This is a genomic window from Rhodococcus sp. NPDC060176, from assembly GCF_042728675.1.
Classification (GTDB): Bacteria; Actinomycetota; Actinomycetes; order Mycobacteriales; family Mycobacteriaceae; genus Rhodococcus_F.
This window is the reverse complement of record NZ_JBHWYS010000002.1, coordinates 833,934-854,078: the sequence shown is the minus strand read 5'-3', so window position 1 is coordinate 854,078 and position 20,145 is coordinate 833,934. Positions and strand designations below refer to the sequence as shown.

The window sequence follows — 20,145 nt, the reverse complement described above, 5'->3', positions numbered from 1 at the left end:
TCAGGGAGTTTGCACGTGAGCCAGCCTGGCCGTCCCGTTGTTCTGATCGCCGACAAGCTCGCGCCGTCCACAGTCGAGGCGCTCGGTGACGGTGTGGAGGTGCGTTGGGTCGACGGACCCGACCGCCCGGCGCTGCTCGCCGCGGTACCCGAGGCCGACGCGATTCTCGTCCGTTCCGCCACCACCGTCGACGCCGAGGTTCTGGCTGCCGGCACCAAGCTGAAGATCATCGGCCGCGCCGGTGTCGGCCTGGACAACGTCGAGATCCCCGCAGCCACCGAGCGCGGCGTGATGGTCGTCAACGCACCGACCTCCAACATTCACTCCGCTGCCGAGCACGCTGTCGCGCTCCTCATGTCGACCGCTCGCCAGATTCCCGCAGCAGACAAGACCCTGCGTGAGAACACCTGGAAGCGAAGCAAGTTCAACGGTGTCGAGATCCTCGGCAAGACCGTCGGTGTCGTCGGACTCGGCCGCATCGGCCAGCTCTTCGCGCAGCGTCTCGCCGCGTTCGAGACCACGATCATCGCGTACGACCCCTACCTGCCCGCAGCCCGCGCAGCGCAGCTCGGCATCGAACTGGTCACCATCGACGAGCTCGTCGAGCGCGCCGACTTCATCTCCGTGCACCTGCCCAAGACCAAGGAAACGGCCGGCCTGATCAACGCCGAGCGTCTCGCCAAGGCCAAGGACGGCGTCATCATCGTCAACGCCGCCCGCGGTGGTCTGATCGACGAAGATGCGCTTTACGACGCACTGGTCTCCGGCAAGGTTCGCGGCGCCGGTCTCGACGTGTTCAGCACCGAGCCGTGCACCGATTCCAAGCTCTTCGGTCTCGACAACGTCGTTGTCACCCCGCACCTCGGTGCATCGACGTCCGAGGCTCAGGACCGCGCAGGCATCGACGTCGCGAAGAGTGTTCTCCTCGCTCTGGCAGGCGAATTCGTTCCCGAGGCCGTCAACGTCTCCGGTGGCCCCGTCGGCGAAGAAGTCGCTCCGTGGCTCGAGCTCGTCCGCAAGCTCGGTCTCCTCGCTGCGACGCTGTCGCCCGAGGCAGTTCAGACCGTGCAGGTTGTCGCCACCGGCGAGCTGTCGGCCGAAACCGTCGACATCCTCGGCCTGGCTGCACTGCGCGGCGTGTTCTCCGCCAGCAGCGACGAGGCTGTCACGTTCGTCAACGCTCCGGCACTTGCCGAGCAGCGCGGCGTGACCGTGTCGGTCGAGAAGCACTCCGAGGCTCTTGCTCACCGCAGTGCGGTCGAGGTTCGTGCAGTTGCCGCCGACGGCACGGTCACTTCGGTCACGGGCGCACTCACCGGCCTGCAGCAGGTCGAGAAGATCGTCAACATCAACGGACGCAGCTTCGACCTGCGCGCCGAGGGCCACAACATCGTCGTTCACTACAGCGATCGTCCGGGCGTTCTCGGTGTGCTCGGCACGGTTCTCGGTAACGCAGGCGTCGATATTCTCGCCGCAGCGTTGAGCCAGGACGCTGAAGGCGAAGGCGCAACGGTCATCCTGCGTGTCGACCGCGTCGTCGGTGACACCGAGGTCGAGGCAATCGTCTCGCAGCTCGACGCTCGCGTCGCCCAGGTCGACCTTTCCTGATTTGTTTTTGCTGTGCGCCTTTATTAACCGCCCGCGGTTAATAAAGGCGCACAGTTCTACTGAGATGAGGACTCCATGAAGCTTGCGGTCATTCCGGGTGACGGAATCGGCGTCGAGGTCACAGCCGAAGCGCTCAAGGTGCTCGGCAAGTTGGTTCCGGATCTGGAAACCACCGAATACGATCTCGGTGCCCGTCGCTACAACGCCACCGGCGAGTTGCTTCCGGCCGACGAGCTGGACCAGATTCGTCAGCACGACGCAATCCTGTTGGGCGCCATCGGGGATCCGCGGATCGTCGCACCCGGCATCCTCGAGCGTGGACTGCTGCTGAACATGCGTTTCCAGCTCGATCATCACGTGAATCTTCGCCCCGCACAGCTGTATCCGGGTGCTTTGTCGCCGTTGGCGGCTCAGCCGGAGATCGATTTCGTCGTGGTTCGTGAAGGAACCGAGGGTCCGTACACCGGAAACGGTGGAGCGATCCGCGTCGGTACCGATCACGAGATCGCGACCGAGGTGTCGATCAACACCTGGTTCGGTGCCGAGCGCGTGGTGCGTTACGCATTTGCCTTGGCGCAGACCCGGTCCAAGCACCTCACCTTGATTCACAAGACCAACGTGCTCTCCAATGCGGGCGCAATCTGGACGCGTGCAATCGAGACCGTCGGCGCCGAGTTCCCGGACGTCGAAACTGCGTATTGCCACATCGACGCGGCCACGATCTACATGGTCACCGACCCCTCGCGCTTCGACGTGATCGTCACGGACAACCTCTTCGGTGACATCATCACCGACCTCGCCGGCGCGGTGACCGGTGGAATCGGTTTGGCCGCAAGCGGAAACATCGACGCGTCGGGTACCAACCCGTCGATGTTCGAGCCGGTGCACGGTAGTGCTCCCGATATCGCAGGCAAGGGGATCGCCGACCCCACTGCCGCGATCCTGTCCGCTGCACTGCTCCTTCGTCACCTCGGTCGCGAAGACGACGCCGCTCGGGTCGAGGCAGTAGTTGCCGCGGACCTGGCAACGCGAGGCGAAGGCCCCATCTCCACCACGGAGATCGGTGACCGGATCACCGCAGCACTGTAGGGGTTCTTCTCACGAGACTGACGCGCGTAAGCCTTTCGGCTTGCGCGCGTCAGGCGTATCCGGCACCCGGATAGACTTGCGTTCATGCGTCTTGGTCGAATTGCCAGTCCCGATGGTGTTGCGTTCGTCAGTATCGAAGGTGAAGAGGATGCCCTCGTCGCCAAGGAGATCGCGGAGCACCCGTTCGGGAATCCCACATTTACCGGCCGAAGTTGGCCACTCGCCGATGTTCGCCTTCTCGCCCCGATTCTGGCGAGCAAGGTGATCTGCATCGGTAAGAACTACGCCGACCACATTGCCGAGATGGGCGGCGAAGCTCCCGCGGATCCCGTGATCTTCCTCAAGCCCAATACGTCCATCGTCGGTCCGGGTGCCCCGATCGTCTTGCCTCCCACCTCCAACGAGGTGCACTTCGAGGGTGAACTCGCGATAGTCATCGGTCAGCCGTGCAAGGACGTTCCCGCGGCGAAGGCGTTGAGCGTGGTCCTCGGCTACACGATCGCCAACGACGTGTCGGCGCGAGATCATCAGCGTCACGACGGGCAGTGGACGCGTGCGAAGGGGCACGACACGTTCTGCCCACTCGGACCCTGGATCGAAACCAGCCTGGACGCGTCCGACGTGGACATCAAGACCGAGGTGAACGGTCAGGTCAAGCAGGACAGCAGCACGGCTTTCCTCCTCCATGACATTCCGAAGATCATCGAGTGGATCTCGGCGGTGATGACCCTCCTGCCCGGCGACGTCATCCTCACCGGCACGCCCGCCGGAGTCGGCCCGATCGTCGACGGCGATTCCGTGTCGGTCACGGTCTCGGGGATCGGCACGCTCACGAACCCGGTGACCGCCAAGAGTTGATCTGACCCGATTCGTTCAGTCACACGAATACGGAGGCCCCATCCTTACCGGATGGGGCCTCCGTCGTGCCGTGAGCTCGCGAGTTGTCCATCGAGAAAAGTTGCAAGATGGTAACTATCGGTTGGAGGGCGGTCTGGATTGCCGCCCCACTCCAGCCGATCGCACTCCGTGACTGACCTGCAGGTTTCATGAGTCAAGCAAAGCTTCGTTAGCTCTGACCTGGCATTTTGACCGAAATTCCCGGATTGGAGGCCTTCGCCGCGAGGGTTTGCTGCCGCAACCGATATCAGACCAAATTCCCTGAAATGTAACGCTGAGCAGTAGGGTGGCCGATAACTGGATAGAAGCCGATGGGGCAATCGAGTGGATTGCGCAGAAACGTGGTGACAGATGACGACTTTCGCGGAAGCCTCCCGGACGGCGGCTGGGGACGCGCGGAACGGGCAGCGGCCGGTGTGGCGAGACAAGAAGCGCTACCTGTGGCCGTTGGGTTTGCTGGTGCCGCTCAGTCCCTTTGCTGCTTGGTTCCTGGTCGACAAATTCAGCCTGGGGCTCTTCTGGGCTATCGGGGCGTGGCTGATCGTCATCGTCATTCCTCTGATTGATCTTCTGGCAGGCGAGGACGGGAACAGTCCGCCGGACGAAGCGATTCCACATCTGCAGGAGGATCGTTTCTACCGCTGGTGCACATACTTGTTCCTGCCCCTTCAATACGTCGGTCTCGTGTTCGTCGCGTGGTGCTGGGTGAATGCGCCGATGGCTGCGGGGGAGAAGTTCGCTCTCGCGATGACTGCCGGCGTTGTTGCCGGTGTGGGAATCAATGCGGCACATGAACTAGGGCACAAGAGTGAGAAGCTCGAGAAGTGGCTCGCGAAAGTAGCGCTGGCGCAGTCCTTCTACGGCCATTTCTACGTCGAACACAACCATGGTCACCACGTCCGCGTTGCGACGCCGGAGGATCCGGCCAGCTCGCGCTACAAGGAGAATTTCTGGTTCTTCCTGCCTCGCAGTGTCATCGGCGGTCTGCGCTCGGGATGGCGGATCGAAAGCGCTCGACTGAAGCGTCAAGGACGGCGGACCTGGAGTTGGCGGAACAACATCCTGAACGCGTGGGCGATGAGCGTTGTTCTGTTCGGCAGCCTGATCGCGGTGTTCGGGTGGGAAATCGCACCGTGGCTGGCCGTTCAGGCGATTGCAGGATTCACGTTCCTCGAGACCGCCAACTATCTCGAGCATTACGGATTGCTTCGTGCAAAGAGGCCTGACGGCTCGTACGTCCGCTGCTCACCAGAGGACAGTTGGAACAGTGACCACGTGGTCAGCAACCTGTTCCTCTATCAGCTTCAACGCCACAGCGACCATCACGCGAATCCGCGTCTGCGGTACCAGAGCCTGCGCAGTGCGGCCGAAGCGCCGCAACTTCCTGCGGGTTACGCGGTCATGATCGTGTGCGCGTGGGTGCCACCGCTGTGGCGAAAGGTCATGGACAAGCGACTACTCGCCTACTACGACGGTGACATGACGAGAATCAACGTCCTGCCGGGTAGGTGATCGGGGGGATGGAGGAAGGGCTACCGGACTAACCTGTAGTACGACCATCCACCATCGCCGAGCCAAGTGAGCCATGACCAACAGCGAAGTACGCGTCCGTTTCTGCCCGTCACCCACCGGAACCCCGCACGTAGGTTTGGTGCGCACAGCCTTGTTCAACTGGGCATTCGCACGTCACCACGGCGGCACGTTCGTGTTCCGTATCGAAGACACCGATGCGCAGCGCGACAGTGAAGAGTCCTACCAGGCCATCCTCGACGCCCTCCGCTGGTTGGGGCTCAACTGGGACGAGGGCCCGGAGGTCGGCGGGCCGCACGCGCCGTATCGCCAGTCCGAGCGTCGTGACCTGCATCTCGACGTCGTAGCCAAGCTGCTTGCCGCGGGGGAGGCCTACGAGTCGTACTCGACCAACGAAGAAGTGGAAGCGCGGCACAAGGCTGCCGGCCGCGATCCGAAGCTCGGATACGACAATTTCGATCGCGACCTCAGCGAAGAGCAGCGCGCCGCCTACATTGCCGAGGGTCGCAAGCCCGTCGTCCGACTCCGGATGCCCGATCACGATCTGACGTGGAACGACCTGGTTCGCGGCGAGACCACGTTCAAAGCAGGCACCGTCCCGGACTTCGCGTTGACTCGCGGCAACGGTATTCCGCTGTACACGCTGGTCAACCCTGTCGACGACGCGTTGATGAAGATCACCCACGTACTGCGCGGCGAGGACCTGCTGTCCTCGACTCCGCGTCAGCTCGCGTTGTACGAGGCATTGATCCGCATCGGTGTTGCCGATTTCACACCGTCGTTCGGGCACCTGCCGTTCGTGATGGGTCAGGGCAACAAGAAGCTTTCCAAGCGCGATCCCGAGTCCAACCTCTTCATTCACCGTGATCGGGGCTTCATCCCCGAGGGACTGCTGAATTATCTGGCTCTGCTCGGGTGGAGCATCGCCGACGATCACGACGTCTTCTCGCTCGACGAGATGGTGGCGGCCTTCGACGTCTCCAAGGTCAACTCCAACCCCGCGCGCTTCGACCAGAAGAAGGCCGACGCGATCAACGCCGAGCACATTCGCTTGCTCGAGCCGGCCGACTTCGCGGCCCGACTGAAGTCGTTCCTGGTGGAGCACGGCCACATCAGTGCCGACGTCGACGAAGCGACGTTCACTGTTGCTGCGGACCTCGTGCAGACGCGCATCGTCGTTCTGTCCGACGCGTGGGATCTGCTGAAGTTCCTGTTCGTCGACGAGGCGTCGTTTGCCCTCGATCCGGCTGCAGCGGCCAAGAACCTGAAGGAAGATGCGGGACCGGTTCTGGACGCATCGCTTGCTGCGCTCGACGCTGTCTCCGAGTGGACGGCGGCAAGCATCGAGGAAGCTCTCAAGAAAGCCCTCATCGAGGATCTGGAGCTCAAGCCGCGTAAGGCCTTCGCCCCGGTGCGAGTGGCGATCACGGGCTCTCACATCAGCCCTCCGCTCTACGAGTCGATGGAATTGCTCGGTCGCGACATCTCTCTCGCGCGGTTGCGAGCAGGTAGGGCAGCCGTAACCGCCTAGATCGGGCGGTCTTCCGGCCGAAAATGAAGCAAAAACCTCCCGTGACCATACGATTTGGTATTTGGGGCAGGGGTACTGGTAATCTTCTTTTCGGCCGGAGACGAGCCGCCGAGCACAACAGCGAAGCGGATCGGGCAAGGCTGGTGAGCAAGACCTTGGGGTATGGTGTAATTGGCAACACAGCGGTTTCTGGTACCGCCATTCTAGGTTCGAGTCCTGGTACCCCAGCGGAAATCCGGTCGATTTTGTGGCCGGACTCAGACAAGCTAAGCTTGCTGAGCATCCTAGAGTAAGACTGAAATACCACGTTTAAAAGCGTGTCCTGGCCCCGTCGTCTAGCGGCCTAGGACGCCGCCCTCTCAAGGCGGTAGCGCGGGTTCGAATCCCGTCGGGGCTACAAAGGAAAGACCCTCCGATCATTGATCGGAGGGTCTTTTCGTATGTCCGGGAAACCTTCATCGGGTCGCGAAAAGCAATCACCCCCAATCGAATTCGACTGGGGGTGATCGTTGTCTCACTCTGTTGTCCGCCAAGGACTATCCGCTCTTACGACGGAACTCTCGCTTGTGATCGGCTGGGCCATGCGTGTTGTGGACCTTGGACTGTCCGTCGCGATGGTCGGTCGATTTGGCGTTCTGATGATTCTTCCGTTCGAGGGCCTCACGGAACTTTCGTTTGGTCTCCTCCGATTGGGATTCGGGTTCGGACGGGGTGTTGCTGTCGAGATCGCTCATATGCTCACTCCTTGTTGTTGGGCCTGTTGGTGAAACTACGCCGGCCCGAATTCGAATGCTCGTGATTTATCGGCTTACGAATCTCGGGGCTGCGGCGGCGGTGCGGTAGAGCCGGACAGAGGCATCGCAGGCATCCCGAGCTTGCGGTGGTCCCACGAACGAGTGCGATCGGGAACGAACCGTACCGCGACGCGTTTGTGGAGCATCGCGTCGACGGCGGGGCGGAGATCGTCGGTGTACGGGCCGGTGTATCGCTCCCAGACGCTGATTCCCACGGCGAAGAGGGCTTCCGGATCCTCGACGATCACTCCGGTGCCTTCCATCGAGACCCCTCGGAGCGTGTCGTACGTCAGGCCGTCTTCGATCAGCACGGACATACGGGCGTCCCGGCGAAGATTGACGGCCTTCTGCGACTTGGCTTTGGTCTCGAACCAGATTTCGCCGTCGACTATCGCGAACCACATCGCGATCAGGTGAGGCATTCCGTCAGCGCTCAACGTCGCCATCGTTGCCGTGCGGCTCTTTTCGACGAAGCTCGAAATTTCGGCCTCGGTCATCGTGATCTGACTACGCTGCTTTCCTGCCATGGTCGCGTCGTACTCCTGCGTGCTCGAGGATCTGAAGACCTTACTGTGTCACGAATTACAGACGCTTGTGGAGCGCTTCGGCAGCTGCGAGAAGGTCGGCCGCCCAGCGCGCTCCCGGTCGCCGACCCATCCGGTCGATGGGGCCGGAGACCGAAATCGCGGCAATGACAGCACCTGCGGAGTCGCGGACCGGAGCCGCGACGCTGGCGACACCCGGCTCACGTTCGGCAGCACTCTGCGCCCAGCCGCGCCGACGCACCTCGAGGAGTACTCGTTCGCCGAACGACGCATCGGCGAGAACGGTCCGTTGGGTTTGTGGATCTGCCCATGCGAGAAGGACCTTGGCGCCGGATCCGGCATTCATCGGCAGCCGAGCCCCGACGAGAACCGTGTCGCGCAAACCTGTCGGCGGCTCCATCGATGCGACGCAGATGCGTTGTGTGCCTTCCCGGCGGTACAGCTGGACGCTTTCGCCGGTGATTTCGCGAAGGCGGGGGAGGATGAGTCCGGCCGCCGCAATGAGTGGATCATTAGCCGTGGCAGCGAGTTCGGCGAGTCCGGGCCCTGGGCACCACTGACCGTCCGAGTCGCGGGTGAGGAGTCGATGGACTTCGAGGCCGACGGCGAGCCTATGGGCGGTTGCGCGCGGCAAACCGGTTCGTGCACAGAGTTCGGTGAGGCTGCATGGTTCCTCAGCTACTGCATGAAGCACGCCCATTGCTTTGTCCAGGACGCCGATGCCGCTATGCTGTCTCATAGGTCGATACCAGTTTCTCGCATAGTGGGATGTTACCGCATTTCCTGGTGAGCTAGCGCATTTCCTGAAGGGCTAGTGCAGTTCCCAGGGGCAGCCTGCATCTGCTGCAGAAGCTGGGGACCTACTTCACGCGCGGCGGGCCAGCCCGTAGTCCGCCGACGCGAGGCTACGTACAGAGGTGGAAGACATGGCACAGAAAGCACGCACTCTCGCCGAGAAGGTGTGGGACGACCACGTTGTCGTGAAAGGGGAGGGGCAGGATCCCGACCTCATCTACATCGATCTCCACCTCGTTCACGAAGTGACGAGCCCGCAGGCATTCGACGGACTTCGCTTGGCCGGACGTCCGTTGCGCCGTCCCGACCTGACGATCGCCACCGAGGATCACAACGTCCCGACGATCGACATCGACAAGCCGATTGCCGATCCCGTGTCCAAGACTCAGGTCGACACCTTGCGCCGAAATTGTGAGGAGTTCGGAGTTCGCTTGCACCGCATGGGCGATCTCGATCAGGGCATCGTGCATGTGGTCGGACCGCAGCTGGGCCTGACTCAGCCCGGAACCACCGTGGTGTGCGGCGACAGTCATACGTCGACGCACGGCGCATTCGGTGCGCTCGCAATGGGAATCGGCACCAGCGAGGTCGAGCACGTTATGGCGACGCAGACATTGTCGTTGCGCCCCTTCAAGACCATGGCGATCACGGTCGACGGCGAGTTGCCTCCCGGCGTCACGAGCAAGGACTTGATCCTCGCCGTCATCGCCAAGATCGGCACCGGCGGCGGCCAGGGCTACGTACTGGAGTACCGCGGCGAGGCCATTCGCAAACTGTCGATGGAAGCTCGTATGACCATCTGCAACATGTCGATCGAGGCCGGAGCGCGCGCCGGCATGATCGCACCGGACGAGATCACTTACGAGTTCATCAAGGGTCGTCCGCACGCACCGTCCGGCGCAGAGTGGGACGAAGCGGTCGCCGCGTGGGAGCTGCTCAAGACCGACGAGGGTGCGGAATTCGACAACGAGGTCCACATCGACGCAAGCGCATTGACGCCTTTCGTCACCTGGGGAACCAATCCGGGACAGGGTGCGCCACTCGGTGACCGTGTGCCCGATCCCGAGCTGATCGTCGACGAGAGCGAGCGTCAGGCAGCTGAGAAGGCGCTCACCTACATGGGTCTCGACGCCGGGATGCCGCTTCGGGATGTTGCTGTCGACACTGTGTTCGTCGGTTCGTGCACCAACGGACGGATCGAAGATCTGCGCGCGGTGGCCGAGGTGCTCGAAGGTCGCCATGTGGCAGAGGGTGTTCGGATGCTCATCGTTCCCGGCTCGATGCGGGTGCGTGCTCAAGCCGAAAGTGAAGGTCTCGGTGAAATCTTCACAGCGGCAGGGGCGGAATGGCGCCAGGCCGGTTGTTCGATGTGCTTGGGAATGAACCCTGACCAGCTTGCTCCCGGCGAGCGCTCGGCATCGACGTCCAACCGGAATTTCGAAGGCCGACAGGGTAAAGGCGGTCGGACCCATCTGGTTTCCCCGCTCGTCGCGGCGGCCACGGCGGTCCGCGGAACGCTCTCGGCACCGGCCGATCTGGTCTGACCCACTTACCTTCTCGAGGAGAAATTCGATGGAATCCTTTACCACGCACAAGGGTATCGGCGTCCCGCTGCGACGCTCGAATGTCGATACCGATCAGATCATCCCTGCCGTGTACCTGAAACGGGTGACGCGCACGGGATTCGAGGACGGGCTGTTTGCAGGCTGGCGTGCCGACCCCAACTTCATTCTCAATCTGGCTCCGTACGACAAGGGAAGCGTTCTCGTTGCCGGTCCCGATTTCGGCACAGGCTCTTCGCGTGAGCATGCCGTGTGGGCTCTCTCCGACTTCGGATTTCGGGTTGTGATCGCTTCGCGGTTCGCCGACATCTTCCGTGGGAACGCCGGAAAAGCCGGTCTCGTAGCGGCACAGGTCGAGCAGGGCGACGTCGAATTGCTGTGGAAGTTGCTCGAAGAGCAGCCCGGACTCGAATTGACAGTAGATCTCGAGAATCGGACTGTGAGTGCCGGAACTACGGTGGTGCCGTTCAATATTGACGACTACACACGGTGGCGTCTGCTGGAGGGTCTGGACGACATCGGACTGACATTGCGGCAGGTAGAAGCGATTTCCGAGTTCGAAAAGTCAAGGCCTTCATGGAAACCGACTACCCTTCCGGCTCGAATTTCGCAGGGCTGAACCGAAATCCGCAACTCCGCGCGGGAAGAGAAATAGGTCACCATTTCGCAGTCACGTTGAATGAGAATTGGCGTGGCACATAGACTCTTGCCGTTATCAGGTTTACCGTGGTTCTCAGTCGGTCCGACGGTGGACCACAATTAGCGGAGGAATTTCAATGAACAAGGCAGAGCTCATCGATGTTCTGACTGAAAAGCTGGGTTCGGACAGGCGCACAGCGACCGACGCAGTGGAGCACGTCGTGGACACCATCGTCCGCGCCGTCCACCGTGGCGAGAGCGTGACCATCACCGGCTTCGGAGTCTTCGAGCAGCGTCGTCGTGCAGCACGTGTTGCACGCAACCCGCGTACGGGCGAGACCGTCAAGGTCAAGCCGACGTCGGTTCCGGCTTTCCGTCCGGGTGCGCAGTTCAAGGCTGTTATCGCTGGTGGACAGAAGCTTCCGGCCACCGGCCCGGCAGTCAAGCGTGGCGTAGCAGCACCGGCCACCAAGGCTGCAGCCAAGAAGGCTGCTGCCAAGAAGACCGCAGCCAAGAAGGCTCCGGCAAAGAAGGCTCCGGTCAAGACCGCAGCCAAGAAGACGGTTGCCGCCAAGGCTCCCGCCAAGAAGGCTCCGGTCAAGACCGCAGCCAAGAAGACGGTTGCCGCCAAGGCTCCCGCCAAGAAGGCTCCGGCCAAGACCGCAGCCAAGAAGACGGTTGCCACCAAGGCTCCCGCCAAGAAGGCTCCGGCCAAGACCGCTGCCAAGGCTCCGGCCAAGAAGGCTCCGGCAAAGAAGGCTCCGGCCAAGACCGCAGCCAAGAAGGCTCCGGCCAAGAAGGCTCCGGCCAAGCGCGGCAAGTAGTCGCGTTCGGGTGAAAAACCCGATGCCGTAAGACAAAGAGGTGCAGCCGCGGATTCAATCCGCGGCTGCACCTCTTTTTGCTGTCTCGGAGAAGTCTGAATTCTCCTGTGTTTCAATGCTTTGCAAAACTACCGAATCGGTCCCACGCTCCGATTGCCCAAATCCCTCAGGAGTTGGCGACTTTGGGGAGCGGGCTGTCGAGGTGATCGGCCGCGACAAGACGGCCGTCGAGGAACGAGAGCACCCAGGTGCTCGCCTTACGGTTGCGTGCAGAGGGCAGTGTTACGCCGGCCGTATCGGCCCACCAGCGCATCAGATCGGGAATGACGCCTCCTTGGCTGCAGATCACGGGTGTGCCCTCCAGCGCGGCGATCTGCAACGCACGGGCCCGAGCGGCATCGGGATCGGCCGCATAACCTTCTTCGGTCAGAAGAGGTTCCGTAGAAATCTCGACACCCAATGCCTCCGCCAACGGCATCACCGTGTCGATGCAGCGAGTACGGTCGGCCGCGAAAACGGAATCGGCGCCGAAGATTTTCAGCTGCTCGACCAACGCGGCCGATTGCTCTTTGCCCTTGGCGTCGAGTGGACGCAGATTGTCGTCGCCCTTGTATCGCTTCCGGCTTCCGGCTTTTGCGTGGCGGACGAGTAATACCGTTTTGGTGTCCGGCCGAATGGAAACGAAGCGGCGAAGAATCATTCGATCCATCGGGTACGAAAGATGATCGGCGACCTCGGCGACCGGAAGCCAATAAAGAACATCCACTTCGTTATTCGGTCCGAAATCTCCGTCGACTGCTTCTGCCGACCAGTATTCGACCCGCTTGAGTTTGCGATGCCCCGGGATCGGGTATGTCACGCCACCGAGGTGCCTGCCGAAACGTCCCGTGATCGAGGTCTCTTCGCGCACCTCGCGAACCGCCGCGGTCAGGAAGGTCTCGCCGGGGTCGAGTTTCCCTTTGGGGAATGACCAGTCGTCGTACTTCGGTCGATGTACGACGGCGATCTCGATGGCGGAAGGATCCTCAGGAGCCTTCCGCCACAGAACCGCGCCTGCGGCAAAGATGTTGGCTTTGACCGGCTTGTCGCTCATTGTGTGATCCGAGCCCGTCAAGACCCGCTGGAGGTGCGGCTGCGCATCAACGACTGCTGATGCTCGCGTACGTCCTCGCCGCGTTCGGGGGCAGCTACCCAACTGCCGTCCGGATGCAGTACCCAGCAGCGAGTTCGGGGATCGAGCGCGGAATCGAAGATGTCACCGAGTTGCTTCGACAGTTTCGGATCCTTGACCTGCACCATGACCTCGACGCGGCGATCGAGGTTGCGGTGCATCATGTCTGCGCTGCCGATCCAGAATTCGTCGGCAGAGCGGAAATGGAACATTCGCGAGTGTTCGAGGAACCGGCCGAGAATGGAACGTACTTCGATGTTTTCGCTGAGGCCCGGAACCCCCGGCTTGAGCGCGCATATTCCGCGGACCACGATCTCGACGGGGATACCGGCCTTGGATGCGCGGTACAACGCGTCGATGACCTGCTCGTCCACCAATGCGTTGGCTTTCAATCGGATACCGGCATCGCGGCCCGCGAGCTTGTGAGCGATCTCGTTGTCGATCCGCTCGATGATCCCGCGGCGAACCCCGTACGGCGCAACGAGAAGGTTGCGGTAACTCGTCTTACGGGAGTATCCGGTCAGCGAGTTGAAGAGGTCGGTGAGGTCCGCGCCGATCTCCGGTGCTGCGGTGAGCAATCCGACGTCCTCGTACATGCGCGCGGTCTTCGGGTTGTAGTTGCCGGTGCCGATGTGGCAGTAACGGCGAATGGTCGACCCCTCACGCCTGACGACGAGGCACGTCTTGCAGTGAGTCTTGAGACCGACGAGACCGTAGACGACGTGAACGCCGGCCTGCTCGAGTTTGCGTGCCCACTTGATGTTGGCCTGCTCGTCGAAGCGCGCCTTGATCTCCACGAGGGCAACAACTTGCTTGCCGGCCTCGGCGGCGTCGATCAGTGCGTTGACGATGGGGGAGTCGCCGGAAGTGCGGTACAGGGTCTGCTTGATCGCGAGCACCTGCGGGTCGGCGGCGGCTTGTTCGATGAAGCGCTGAACGCTGGTGGAGAACGAGTCGTAAGGATGGTGGACGAGCACGTCGCCGTCGCGCAGGGTCGAGAACACACTCTTCGGCGTCTCACGCTCGCCGAACGCCGGATGCGTCGCCGGGACGAACGGAGCGTCCTTGAGTGCCGGCCGGTCGACGGCGTAAACCTGCCAGAGGCAGGACAAGTCGAGGAGGCCGGACACCTCGATCACGTCGGCCGGGTCGACGTCGAGTTCACGCAGAAGCAGTTCGAGCATGTGTTCGGTCATGTCGTCCGCGACTTCGAGTCGGACGGGCGAACCGAAACGGCGACGCGCCAATTCACGTTCGAGTGCCTGCAGCAGATCCTCGTCGCGATCCTCTTCGACCTCGAAATCGGCGTTGCGTGTGATTCGGAAAGCGTGATGTTCGACGATTTCCATTCCGGGGAACAGTACGTCCAGATGAGCCGAAATCAGTTCTTCCATTGGAAGGAACGAATCGATGGTGGACGAAGATGTCGTGCTCTTGACTCGCACGAACCGGCCGACGTTGTCGGGAACCTTGACGCGAGCGAAGTGTTCGCCGCGGGTGACGGAGTCCTTCACGGTGACGGCGAGATTGAGGCTCAGTCCGCTGATGTAGGGGAACGGGTGAGCGTGATCGACCGCCAACGGCGTCAGTACCGGGAAGACCTGCTCGTGGAAATGCGCCGAGAGTCGGCCGTGATCGTCGGCGCTGAGATCGGCCCACCGAACGATCGAAATGCCTTCTGCCGCCAACGCGGGGCGGACCGAGTCGAGAAACACGTGTGCGTGCTTGTCGGCGAGTTCCTGGGTGCGTCGGGCGATGAGCGCCAATTGTTCGCGTGGGGAGAGTCCGTCAGCAGACCTGACCGACAGGCCCGTCTCGTCGCGGCGCTTGAGTCCGGCGACCCGGACCATGAAAAATTCGTCGAGATTGGAAGCGAAGATGGCGAGGAACTTTGCGCGTTCGAGCAACGGCAGTGACTCGTCGGCGGCCAATGCGAGAACGCGCGCATTGAAATCGAGCCAGCTGAGTTCGCGGTTGAGGTAACGATCCTCGGGGAGTCCGACGAGCAGTTCGGGTAGCTCTGCCTTGGTAGCTGCAGGGGGAGCGCCCGGGATGTTGGTGGCAGTCGCGACGGCCTGAGATCGAGTCGAGGCGGCCACGCCGTTCTCGTGTCGGTCGGAGCTGTGGTCTCCGTCCGACTGGTCTTCGGAAATACGGTTTTCGAGTGCTTCGCCATTGCTCACTCGTCGATCATCCCCCACAATCGCGCGGTCCGACAATCGATGAAAGAAAATTCATCGACTGTTCGACGGCGCGGCCTTGAGTCTGGTCAACGAAGCCAGTGTGGCTGGGCCTACTCCCAGTGCTCGCACAGTGTCGAGGTCGGCATGAGTGTCGACATCGGTCCGCAGTCCCGGCCACTGGCCGGTCAGTCGTCGTGCACCTGAATTGGTATGTCCGCGTGCGGATTCCGGGCCGAATAGAGGATCGAGTGAGCTCTCGCCACACGCAAAGAGCGCCGAGGTGCCGGTGCCGTGGTGATCGACGACGACGGAACGCCCGCCGCTTCGGGCCGCGACCACAGCCTCCGACAACTCGCTCGGTTGCATAGCGGGCAAGTCGGCTTGCAGCACAACGAGGTCGACCACTCCGCGCTTGGCCCGGATATCGGCGGCCGCCGCGCTCAACGCGGCGTTGAGGGTTTCCTCCGTGCGCGGTGTGGCGCCGTTGGTTCGTGCGGCGTCGGGAGCTGGATCGGCATAGACGGTGACCCCGGCGGAATACGCCAGAGCGGCGACCGTCGGGTCGGGGGTGACCACTGTGACGCTGTCGATAGCCGAGACGGCGGCAACAGTGGACAGGGTGTCGTGAAGCATTGCCAACACGAGGTCCGCCCGCGCGTCCGAGTCGAGTTCGTCCGCGAGGCGAGACTTGGCCGATCTCAAGGACTTGACGGCAACTATCGCATGCATGGGGCGTTCGATCTCCGCGTGCGCATGCGGCGTCTCCACGACGTGTGGGTACGGGGGTTCCGCGCTGTCCATTCCTCGATCTTGCCAGTCATCGCGCTTGGTGTCCGCGGCTGCCCACCGCAGCGAGCTACAGGCGATACTCTGTGCAGACGATTTTTCTGGCGGCGACCCGCTTCGCCGGGTAGACGGGGTGAGCGTGTGAGTAAGGCAGCTGTACTGGGCGCAGGTTCGTGGGGAACGGCGTTGGCGAAGGTGATGGCCGAGGCCGGAACCGACGTGACGATGTGGGCCAGGCGTGAAGAGGTCGCGAAGCGCATCGACACCACGCACGAGAACAGCGACTATCTGCCAGGCATTGCTTTGCCTTCGTCGATTCGCGCGACCCACCACCACGAGGAGGCGATGGCAGGCGCGGACTTCATCGTGCTGGCGGTTCCCTCGCAGTCGCTACGGGGAAATCTGGAGCAGTGGAAGGGCTCGATCGGACCCGATGCGACTCTGCTGAGTCTGGCCAAGGGGATCGAGACCGGGACGCTCATGCGCATGAGCCAGGTCATCGTGTCGGTGACCGGCGTGGAACCCGGGCGCGTCGCAGTGCTCTCGGGTCCGAATCTTGCACACGAGATCGCCAGCGGGCAGCCCGCGGCGACGGTGATCGCCTGCTCGGATTCCTCGCGTGCCCTCGCTCTCCAGGATGCTTGCGCTACCGGCTATTTCAGGCCGTACACCAATTCCGACGTCATCGGTTGTGAGATCGGTGGTGCGTGCAAGAACGTGATTGCACTGGCCTGCGGCATGGCCGCCGGTAGTGGGTTCGGTGACAACACGGTTGCCAGCATCATCACCCGTGGGCTCGCCGAGACGATTCGTCTCGGCGTTGCGCTCGGTGCCAAGGCATCGACACTTGCCGGTCTGGCGGGAGTCGGTGACCTGGTCGCGACCTGCACCTCCGAGCTGTCGCGAAACCGGACGTTCGGCGAGCGGCTCGGACGGGGCGGGTCGATGGAGTCGGCGCAGAAGGCGACAAACGGGCAGGTCGCCGAGGGCGTGAAGTCGTGCACGTCGGTGCGCGCACTCGCTGCCGGATACGACGTCGAGATGCCGTTGACCGACGCCGTCCATCGGGTGTGCCACGAAGGTATGGCCGTCAGCGATGCGATCGGTCAGTTGCTCGGACGTCGGACCAAGCCGGAATGAGCGAAATCGGTGTGAGTCACTTCGAGGGTTACGGGGATTCGACGCGCAGCGTCAGCGCGGTAGCGCGGGAACACGCGGCAGGTCAGCCGATGCAACTCGGCCCGATATTCGCTGCGCCGTACCAACTTTCGGCCGACGAAGGTTCCGAATCCGATACCTACGCTCGGGCATCGAACCCGGGTTGGCGCGGACTCGAATCTGCGCTCGCGGCGCTCGAGGGAGCGGACCACGCACTCGTCATGGGTTCGGGAATGTCCGCGATCACCGCGACCTTGCGCAGCGTGCTCGTCGCCGGGGACACGGTCGTCGTGCCGTCGGACGGGTACTACCAGGTGCGGTTGTACGCGAACGAACGGTTGGCGCCGTTGGGGATCACCGTTCGGGAGGTCTCGACCCTGCAGATGGGTGACGCGAGCTTCGCGGATCTGATCGAGGCGTCGCCGGGCCGCGTGGTCGTCGTCGCCGAGACGCCGTCCAACCCGGTGCTGGACGTGGTCGACCTTCGCGTGCTCGCCGACGTGTGTCACCGTTCGGGCGCGCTCCTGATCGTCGACAACACGACTGCAACACCGCTGGGCCAGCGCCCGCTCGAATTGGGTGCCGACATCGTGGTGGCCAGCGGCACGAAGGCCCTCAGCGGGCACAGTGACCTCCTGATGGGTTACGTCGCTACCTCCGATGCGGCGGTAGGTCAGCGAATCGAGCGCGAGCGACTTCTCTCGGGAACGGTGCTCGGACCCTTCGAGACGTGGCTCGCGCACCGGAGTCTCGGCACGGCAGGACTGCGATTCGGGCGTCAGTGCGACAACGCGCTTGCACTGGCCGAGATGTTGGTAGGTCACAAAGCAGTCCGGTCCGTTCGTTACCCCGGCCTTCGCGGTGACCCGTCCTTCGCAACGGCATCCGGTCAGATGAATCGATTCGGCGGATTGGTGAGCGTCGAGTTGGATTCAGCTCAGGCGTTCCACTCGTTCGTCGAAGCGAGTGCTCTTGTCACGGCTGCCACCAGCTTCGGCGGGATCCACACGACGGCGGATCGCCGAGCGCGCTGGGGCGATCCGGTCAGTGCGGGTTTTGTCCGAATCGCTTGTGGCATCGAGGACACCACCGATCTCCTGGCCGATATCGAGCGCGCACTCGACGCGTAGACGGACCACGTCGATGATTTCCGGTCCGGCCCGATCGCGTGCCGAAGTCGATTCGGCGGTACGGTTTGACGCGTGAACAGCAGCCGTACCCGCGTGGCCGTGATCTTCGGTGGCCGGAGCAATGAGCATTCAGTGTCCTGTGTTTCCGCCGGAAGCGTCCTGAGCAACCTCGACCCCGATCGGTACGACGTCGTACCGATCGGCATCACTGTCGACGGTTCCTGGGTGCTCGGTTCGAGCGACCCCAGCTCCCTGGCGATCAGTGGGCGAGCGCTGCCGTCGGTCGACAAGGACGGAACCTCGGTGGTCCTCAGCGCGGACCCCACCCGCGAGGGCGAGGTCATCTCCTTCGACGGCTCTGACGCCGGGGCTGTGCTCGCATCGGTCGACGTCGTGTTCCCGGTCCTGCACGGCGCTTACGGCGAAGACGGCACCATTCAAGGTCTGCTCGAACTTGCCGGAGTTCCGTACGTCGGACCCGGTGTTCTGGCCAGCGCAGCAGGCATGGACAAGGAGTTCACGAAGAAGCTTCTTGCCGCTGAAGGACTTCCCGTCGGAGTGCAGGTCGTGCTTCGACCGGGAACCGCAACGCTGACCGAAGAGCAGAAGGCGGAGTTGGGCCTTCCGGTGTTCGTGAAGCCCGCTCGAGGTGGTTCGTCCATCGGGATCACGCGGGTGAGCGATTGGGAGGGGCTGGACGGGGCAATCGCTCATGCACGCCTGCACGATCCCAAGGTGATCGTCGAAGGCGCGATCATCGGCCGTGAGGTGGAATGCGGCGTCCTCGAATTCCCGAACGGTGACGTCAAAGCGAGCGTGGTCGCCGAGATCCGGATGCCGGATTCCGACGCCGATTCGGACGCGTTCTACGATTTCGACACCAAGTACCTCGACGACATCTGCGAATTCGACATCCCCGCGTTACTCGACGAGTCGGTGAGCGACCAGATTCGAGAGCTGGCCGTCCGTGCGTTCAAGGCACTCGATTGCCAGGGACTCTCGCGGGTCGATTTCTTCGTGACCGAGAACGGCCCGGTGATCAACGAGATCAACACGATGCCGGGGTTCACCTCCATCTCGATGTACCCGAAGATGTGGAACGCCACCGGAATCGATTACCGCACTTTGATTTCGACGCTGATCGACACCGCTGTCGCTCGCGGCACCGGGCTTCGCTGATCAGGGAACCGCGACCGGCGCCGGGTCGAGAGGCTTCTGCTCCAGAGTCGCCGTGATGGTGTCGGAAATCTCCTGAATCGGCGTCGGGCCGGTCCCGTCGGGAACCGTGATGCCGATGTACTCACCGCGGTCGACGGCAAACCAGGTGCTGGCCGCCAGACCGATGTCGGTTCCCGAGACCTGGAACCACTGGACGCCGTTCACGACCTGGAGCGCGGCCGCCTGGTCGAACTCGGTCGGACGATCGAGCCCGCAGCGCAAGACGATCGGCTCACCTTCGCTGCGCTGCCACGCGACTGCTCCGGCCGGGGCAGGTTCCACCAACTCGGCTTTCGTGAAGTCGTCGATCTTGTCGGGAAGCGCGCCGAGGAGAGAAACGCAGGCCTCCGACTCGGCTGCCGGCGCCGGTACGGGTCCCAGCGCTACCGGCGAGAGTTCAGGATTATTGCCCGCGACGACGGCTGCGATCACCACTCCGACGATCAGGGCCACCGGCAGTGCGATGGCAGTGGCGATCAGCGCCGGGCTGCGGCGTTCGGTCGGATCGTCCTCGCCGTCGGGGTCGATGTCGGCGTTGTCTGCGGTGGAAGTGTTGTCTGCCATGCTCAGTTCTTCGCTCGGGTCCTGGTCCAGTCGATCAGCGGTCTTGTCACTTCTGAGGGCACGTCGGTGAATCGGTAGGATTGCCGACACACGCGTGAGCTTGCAGAAGCATTCACGACCA

The 20,145-nt window shown here is 62.7% G+C and carries 18 protein-coding genes and 2 tRNA genes; 13 read left to right on the top strand and 7 right to left on the bottom strand.

Annotated features, from left to right (window positions below; translation table 11 throughout):
• The first annotated feature begins 15 nt into the window (after positions 1 to 15).
• The 7 genes from serA to ACFWEM_RS12325 all read left to right on the top strand — a co-directional run bounded on the left by serA (position 16) and on the right by ACFWEM_RS12325 (position 7,052).
• A complete protein-coding gene (gene serA / locus ACFWEM_RS12355) occupies positions 16 to 1,608 on the top strand; it encodes a phosphoglycerate dehydrogenase (protein ID WP_378450047.1) in 1,593 nt (530 codons plus the stop codon).
• 75 nt (positions 1,609 to 1,683) lie between these two features.
• A complete protein-coding gene (locus ACFWEM_RS12350) occupies positions 1,684 to 2,697 on the top strand; it encodes a 3-isopropylmalate dehydrogenase (RefSeq protein WP_003944691.1) in 1,014 nt (337 codons plus the stop codon).
• An 84-nt stretch (positions 2,698 to 2,781) separates the two neighbouring features.
• Positions 2,782 to 3,555, top strand: a complete 774-nt coding sequence (locus tag ACFWEM_RS12345; RefSeq protein WP_230812824.1) for a fumarylacetoacetate hydrolase family protein — start codon at positions 2,782 to 2,784, stop codon at positions 3,553 to 3,555.
• A gap of 390 nt (positions 3,556 to 3,945) precedes the next feature.
• Positions 3,946 to 5,106, top strand: coding sequence for an alkane 1-monooxygenase (locus ACFWEM_RS12340; protein WP_378450046.1), 1,161 nt, complete (start codon positions 3,946 to 3,948; stop codon positions 5,104 to 5,106).
• A gap of 73 nt (positions 5,107 to 5,179) precedes the next feature.
• On the top strand, positions 5,180 to 6,655 hold the full coding sequence (gene gltX, locus ACFWEM_RS12335; protein WP_378533845.1) for a glutamate--tRNA ligase: 1,476 nt from the start codon (positions 5,180 to 5,182) through the stop codon (positions 6,653 to 6,655).
• Between the two features lie 156 nt (positions 6,656 to 6,811).
• Positions 6,812 to 6,883: transfer RNA gene (locus ACFWEM_RS12330), tRNA-Gln, on the top strand.
• Between the two features lie 96 nt (positions 6,884 to 6,979).
• Positions 6,980 to 7,052: transfer RNA gene (locus tag ACFWEM_RS12325), tRNA-Glu, on the top strand.
• A gap of 139 nt (positions 7,053 to 7,191) precedes the next feature.
• Here ACFWEM_RS12325 and ACFWEM_RS12320 read toward each other — a convergent pair.
• The 3 genes from ACFWEM_RS12320 to ACFWEM_RS12310 form a co-directional block, all read right to left on the bottom strand.
• Complete coding sequence (locus ACFWEM_RS12320) at positions 7,192 to 7,389, bottom strand: DUF5302 domain-containing protein (RefSeq protein ID WP_007729345.1); 198 nt, start codon at positions 7,387 to 7,389, stop codon at positions 7,192 to 7,194.
• A 74-nt stretch (positions 7,390 to 7,463) separates the two neighbouring features.
• Complete coding sequence (locus tag ACFWEM_RS12315) at positions 7,464 to 7,976, bottom strand: pyridoxamine 5'-phosphate oxidase family protein (protein ID WP_378533843.1); 513 nt, start codon at positions 7,974 to 7,976, stop codon at positions 7,464 to 7,466.
• Between the two features lie 55 nt (positions 7,977 to 8,031).
• Positions 8,032 to 8,733, bottom strand: coding sequence for an IclR family transcriptional regulator (locus ACFWEM_RS12310; RefSeq protein ID WP_007729342.1), 702 nt, complete (start codon positions 8,731 to 8,733; stop codon positions 8,032 to 8,034).
• Positions 8,734 to 8,911: 178 nt separating this feature from the next.
• On the opposite strand from ACFWEM_RS12310, the gene leuC reads away from it, so the two are divergent.
• The 3 genes from leuC (at position 8,912) to ACFWEM_RS12295 (ending at position 11,814) form a co-directional block, all read left to right on the top strand.
• Positions 8,912 to 10,333 (top strand): 3-isopropylmalate dehydratase large subunit, encoded by a 1,422-nt coding sequence (leuC, locus tag ACFWEM_RS12305; protein ID WP_378533841.1) that lies wholly within the window; start codon positions 8,912 to 8,914, stop codon positions 10,331 to 10,333.
• 28 nt (positions 10,334 to 10,361) lie between these two features.
• A complete protein-coding gene (leuD, locus tag ACFWEM_RS12300; RefSeq protein WP_378533839.1) occupies positions 10,362 to 10,970 on the top strand; it encodes a 3-isopropylmalate dehydratase small subunit in 609 nt (202 codons plus the stop codon).
• Positions 10,971 to 11,127: 157 nt separating this feature from the next.
• Positions 11,128 to 11,814, top strand: a complete 687-nt coding sequence (locus ACFWEM_RS12295; RefSeq protein ID WP_378533836.1) for an HU family DNA-binding protein — start codon at positions 11,128 to 11,130, stop codon at positions 11,812 to 11,814.
• Positions 11,815 to 11,980: 166 nt separating this feature from the next.
• Here the strand turns inward: ACFWEM_RS12295 and ACFWEM_RS12290 are convergent, their stop codons facing one another.
• The 3 genes from ACFWEM_RS12290 to cofC form a co-directional block, all read right to left on the bottom strand.
• Positions 11,981 to 12,907 carry a bifunctional NUDIX hydrolase/histidine phosphatase family protein gene (locus ACFWEM_RS12290; RefSeq protein WP_378449571.1) on the bottom strand — a complete coding sequence of 309 codons (927 nt, stop codon included), beginning with the start codon at positions 12,905 to 12,907 and terminating at the stop codon, positions 11,981 to 11,983.
• A 17-nt stretch (positions 12,908 to 12,924) separates the two neighbouring features.
• The gene (locus ACFWEM_RS12285; protein ID WP_378449575.1) at positions 12,925 to 15,084 is read right to left on the bottom strand and encodes an RNA degradosome polyphosphate kinase; all 2,160 of its coding nucleotides are present in this window, start codon (positions 15,082 to 15,084) and stop codon (positions 12,925 to 12,927) included.
• 135 nt (positions 15,085 to 15,219) lie between these two features.
• A complete protein-coding gene (cofC, locus tag ACFWEM_RS12280) occupies positions 15,220 to 15,969 on the bottom strand; it encodes a 2-phospho-L-lactate guanylyltransferase (RefSeq protein WP_378449570.1) in 750 nt (249 codons plus the stop codon).
• Positions 15,970 to 16,095: 126 nt separating this feature from the next.
• On the opposite strand from cofC, the gene ACFWEM_RS12275 reads away from it, so the two are divergent.
• The 3 genes from ACFWEM_RS12275 (at position 16,096) to ACFWEM_RS12265 (ending at position 19,421) form a co-directional block, all read left to right on the top strand.
• Positions 16,096 to 17,094, top strand: coding sequence for an NAD(P)H-dependent glycerol-3-phosphate dehydrogenase (locus ACFWEM_RS12275; RefSeq protein ID WP_019747941.1), 999 nt, complete (start codon positions 16,096 to 16,098; stop codon positions 17,092 to 17,094).
• Positions 17,091 to 18,242: a cystathionine gamma-lyase gene (locus ACFWEM_RS12270; protein WP_378533834.1), complete on the top strand. Its 1,152-nt coding sequence runs from the start codon at positions 17,091 to 17,093 to the stop codon at positions 18,240 to 18,242. The genes ACFWEM_RS12275 and ACFWEM_RS12270 overlap by 4 nt, the downstream gene beginning before the upstream one ends.
• Positions 18,243 to 18,314: 72 nt before the next feature.
• Positions 18,315 to 19,421, top strand: coding sequence for a D-alanine--D-alanine ligase family protein (locus tag ACFWEM_RS12265; protein ID WP_378533832.1), 1,107 nt, complete (start codon positions 18,315 to 18,317; stop codon positions 19,419 to 19,421).
• Here the strand turns inward: ACFWEM_RS12265 and ACFWEM_RS12260 are convergent, their stop codons facing one another.
• Entirely contained in the window at positions 19,422 to 20,114 is a 693-nt protein-coding gene (locus ACFWEM_RS12260; protein ID WP_378533830.1) for a DUF3515 domain-containing protein, read from the bottom strand.
• Between the last annotated feature and the right edge of the window lie 31 nt (positions 20,115 to 20,145).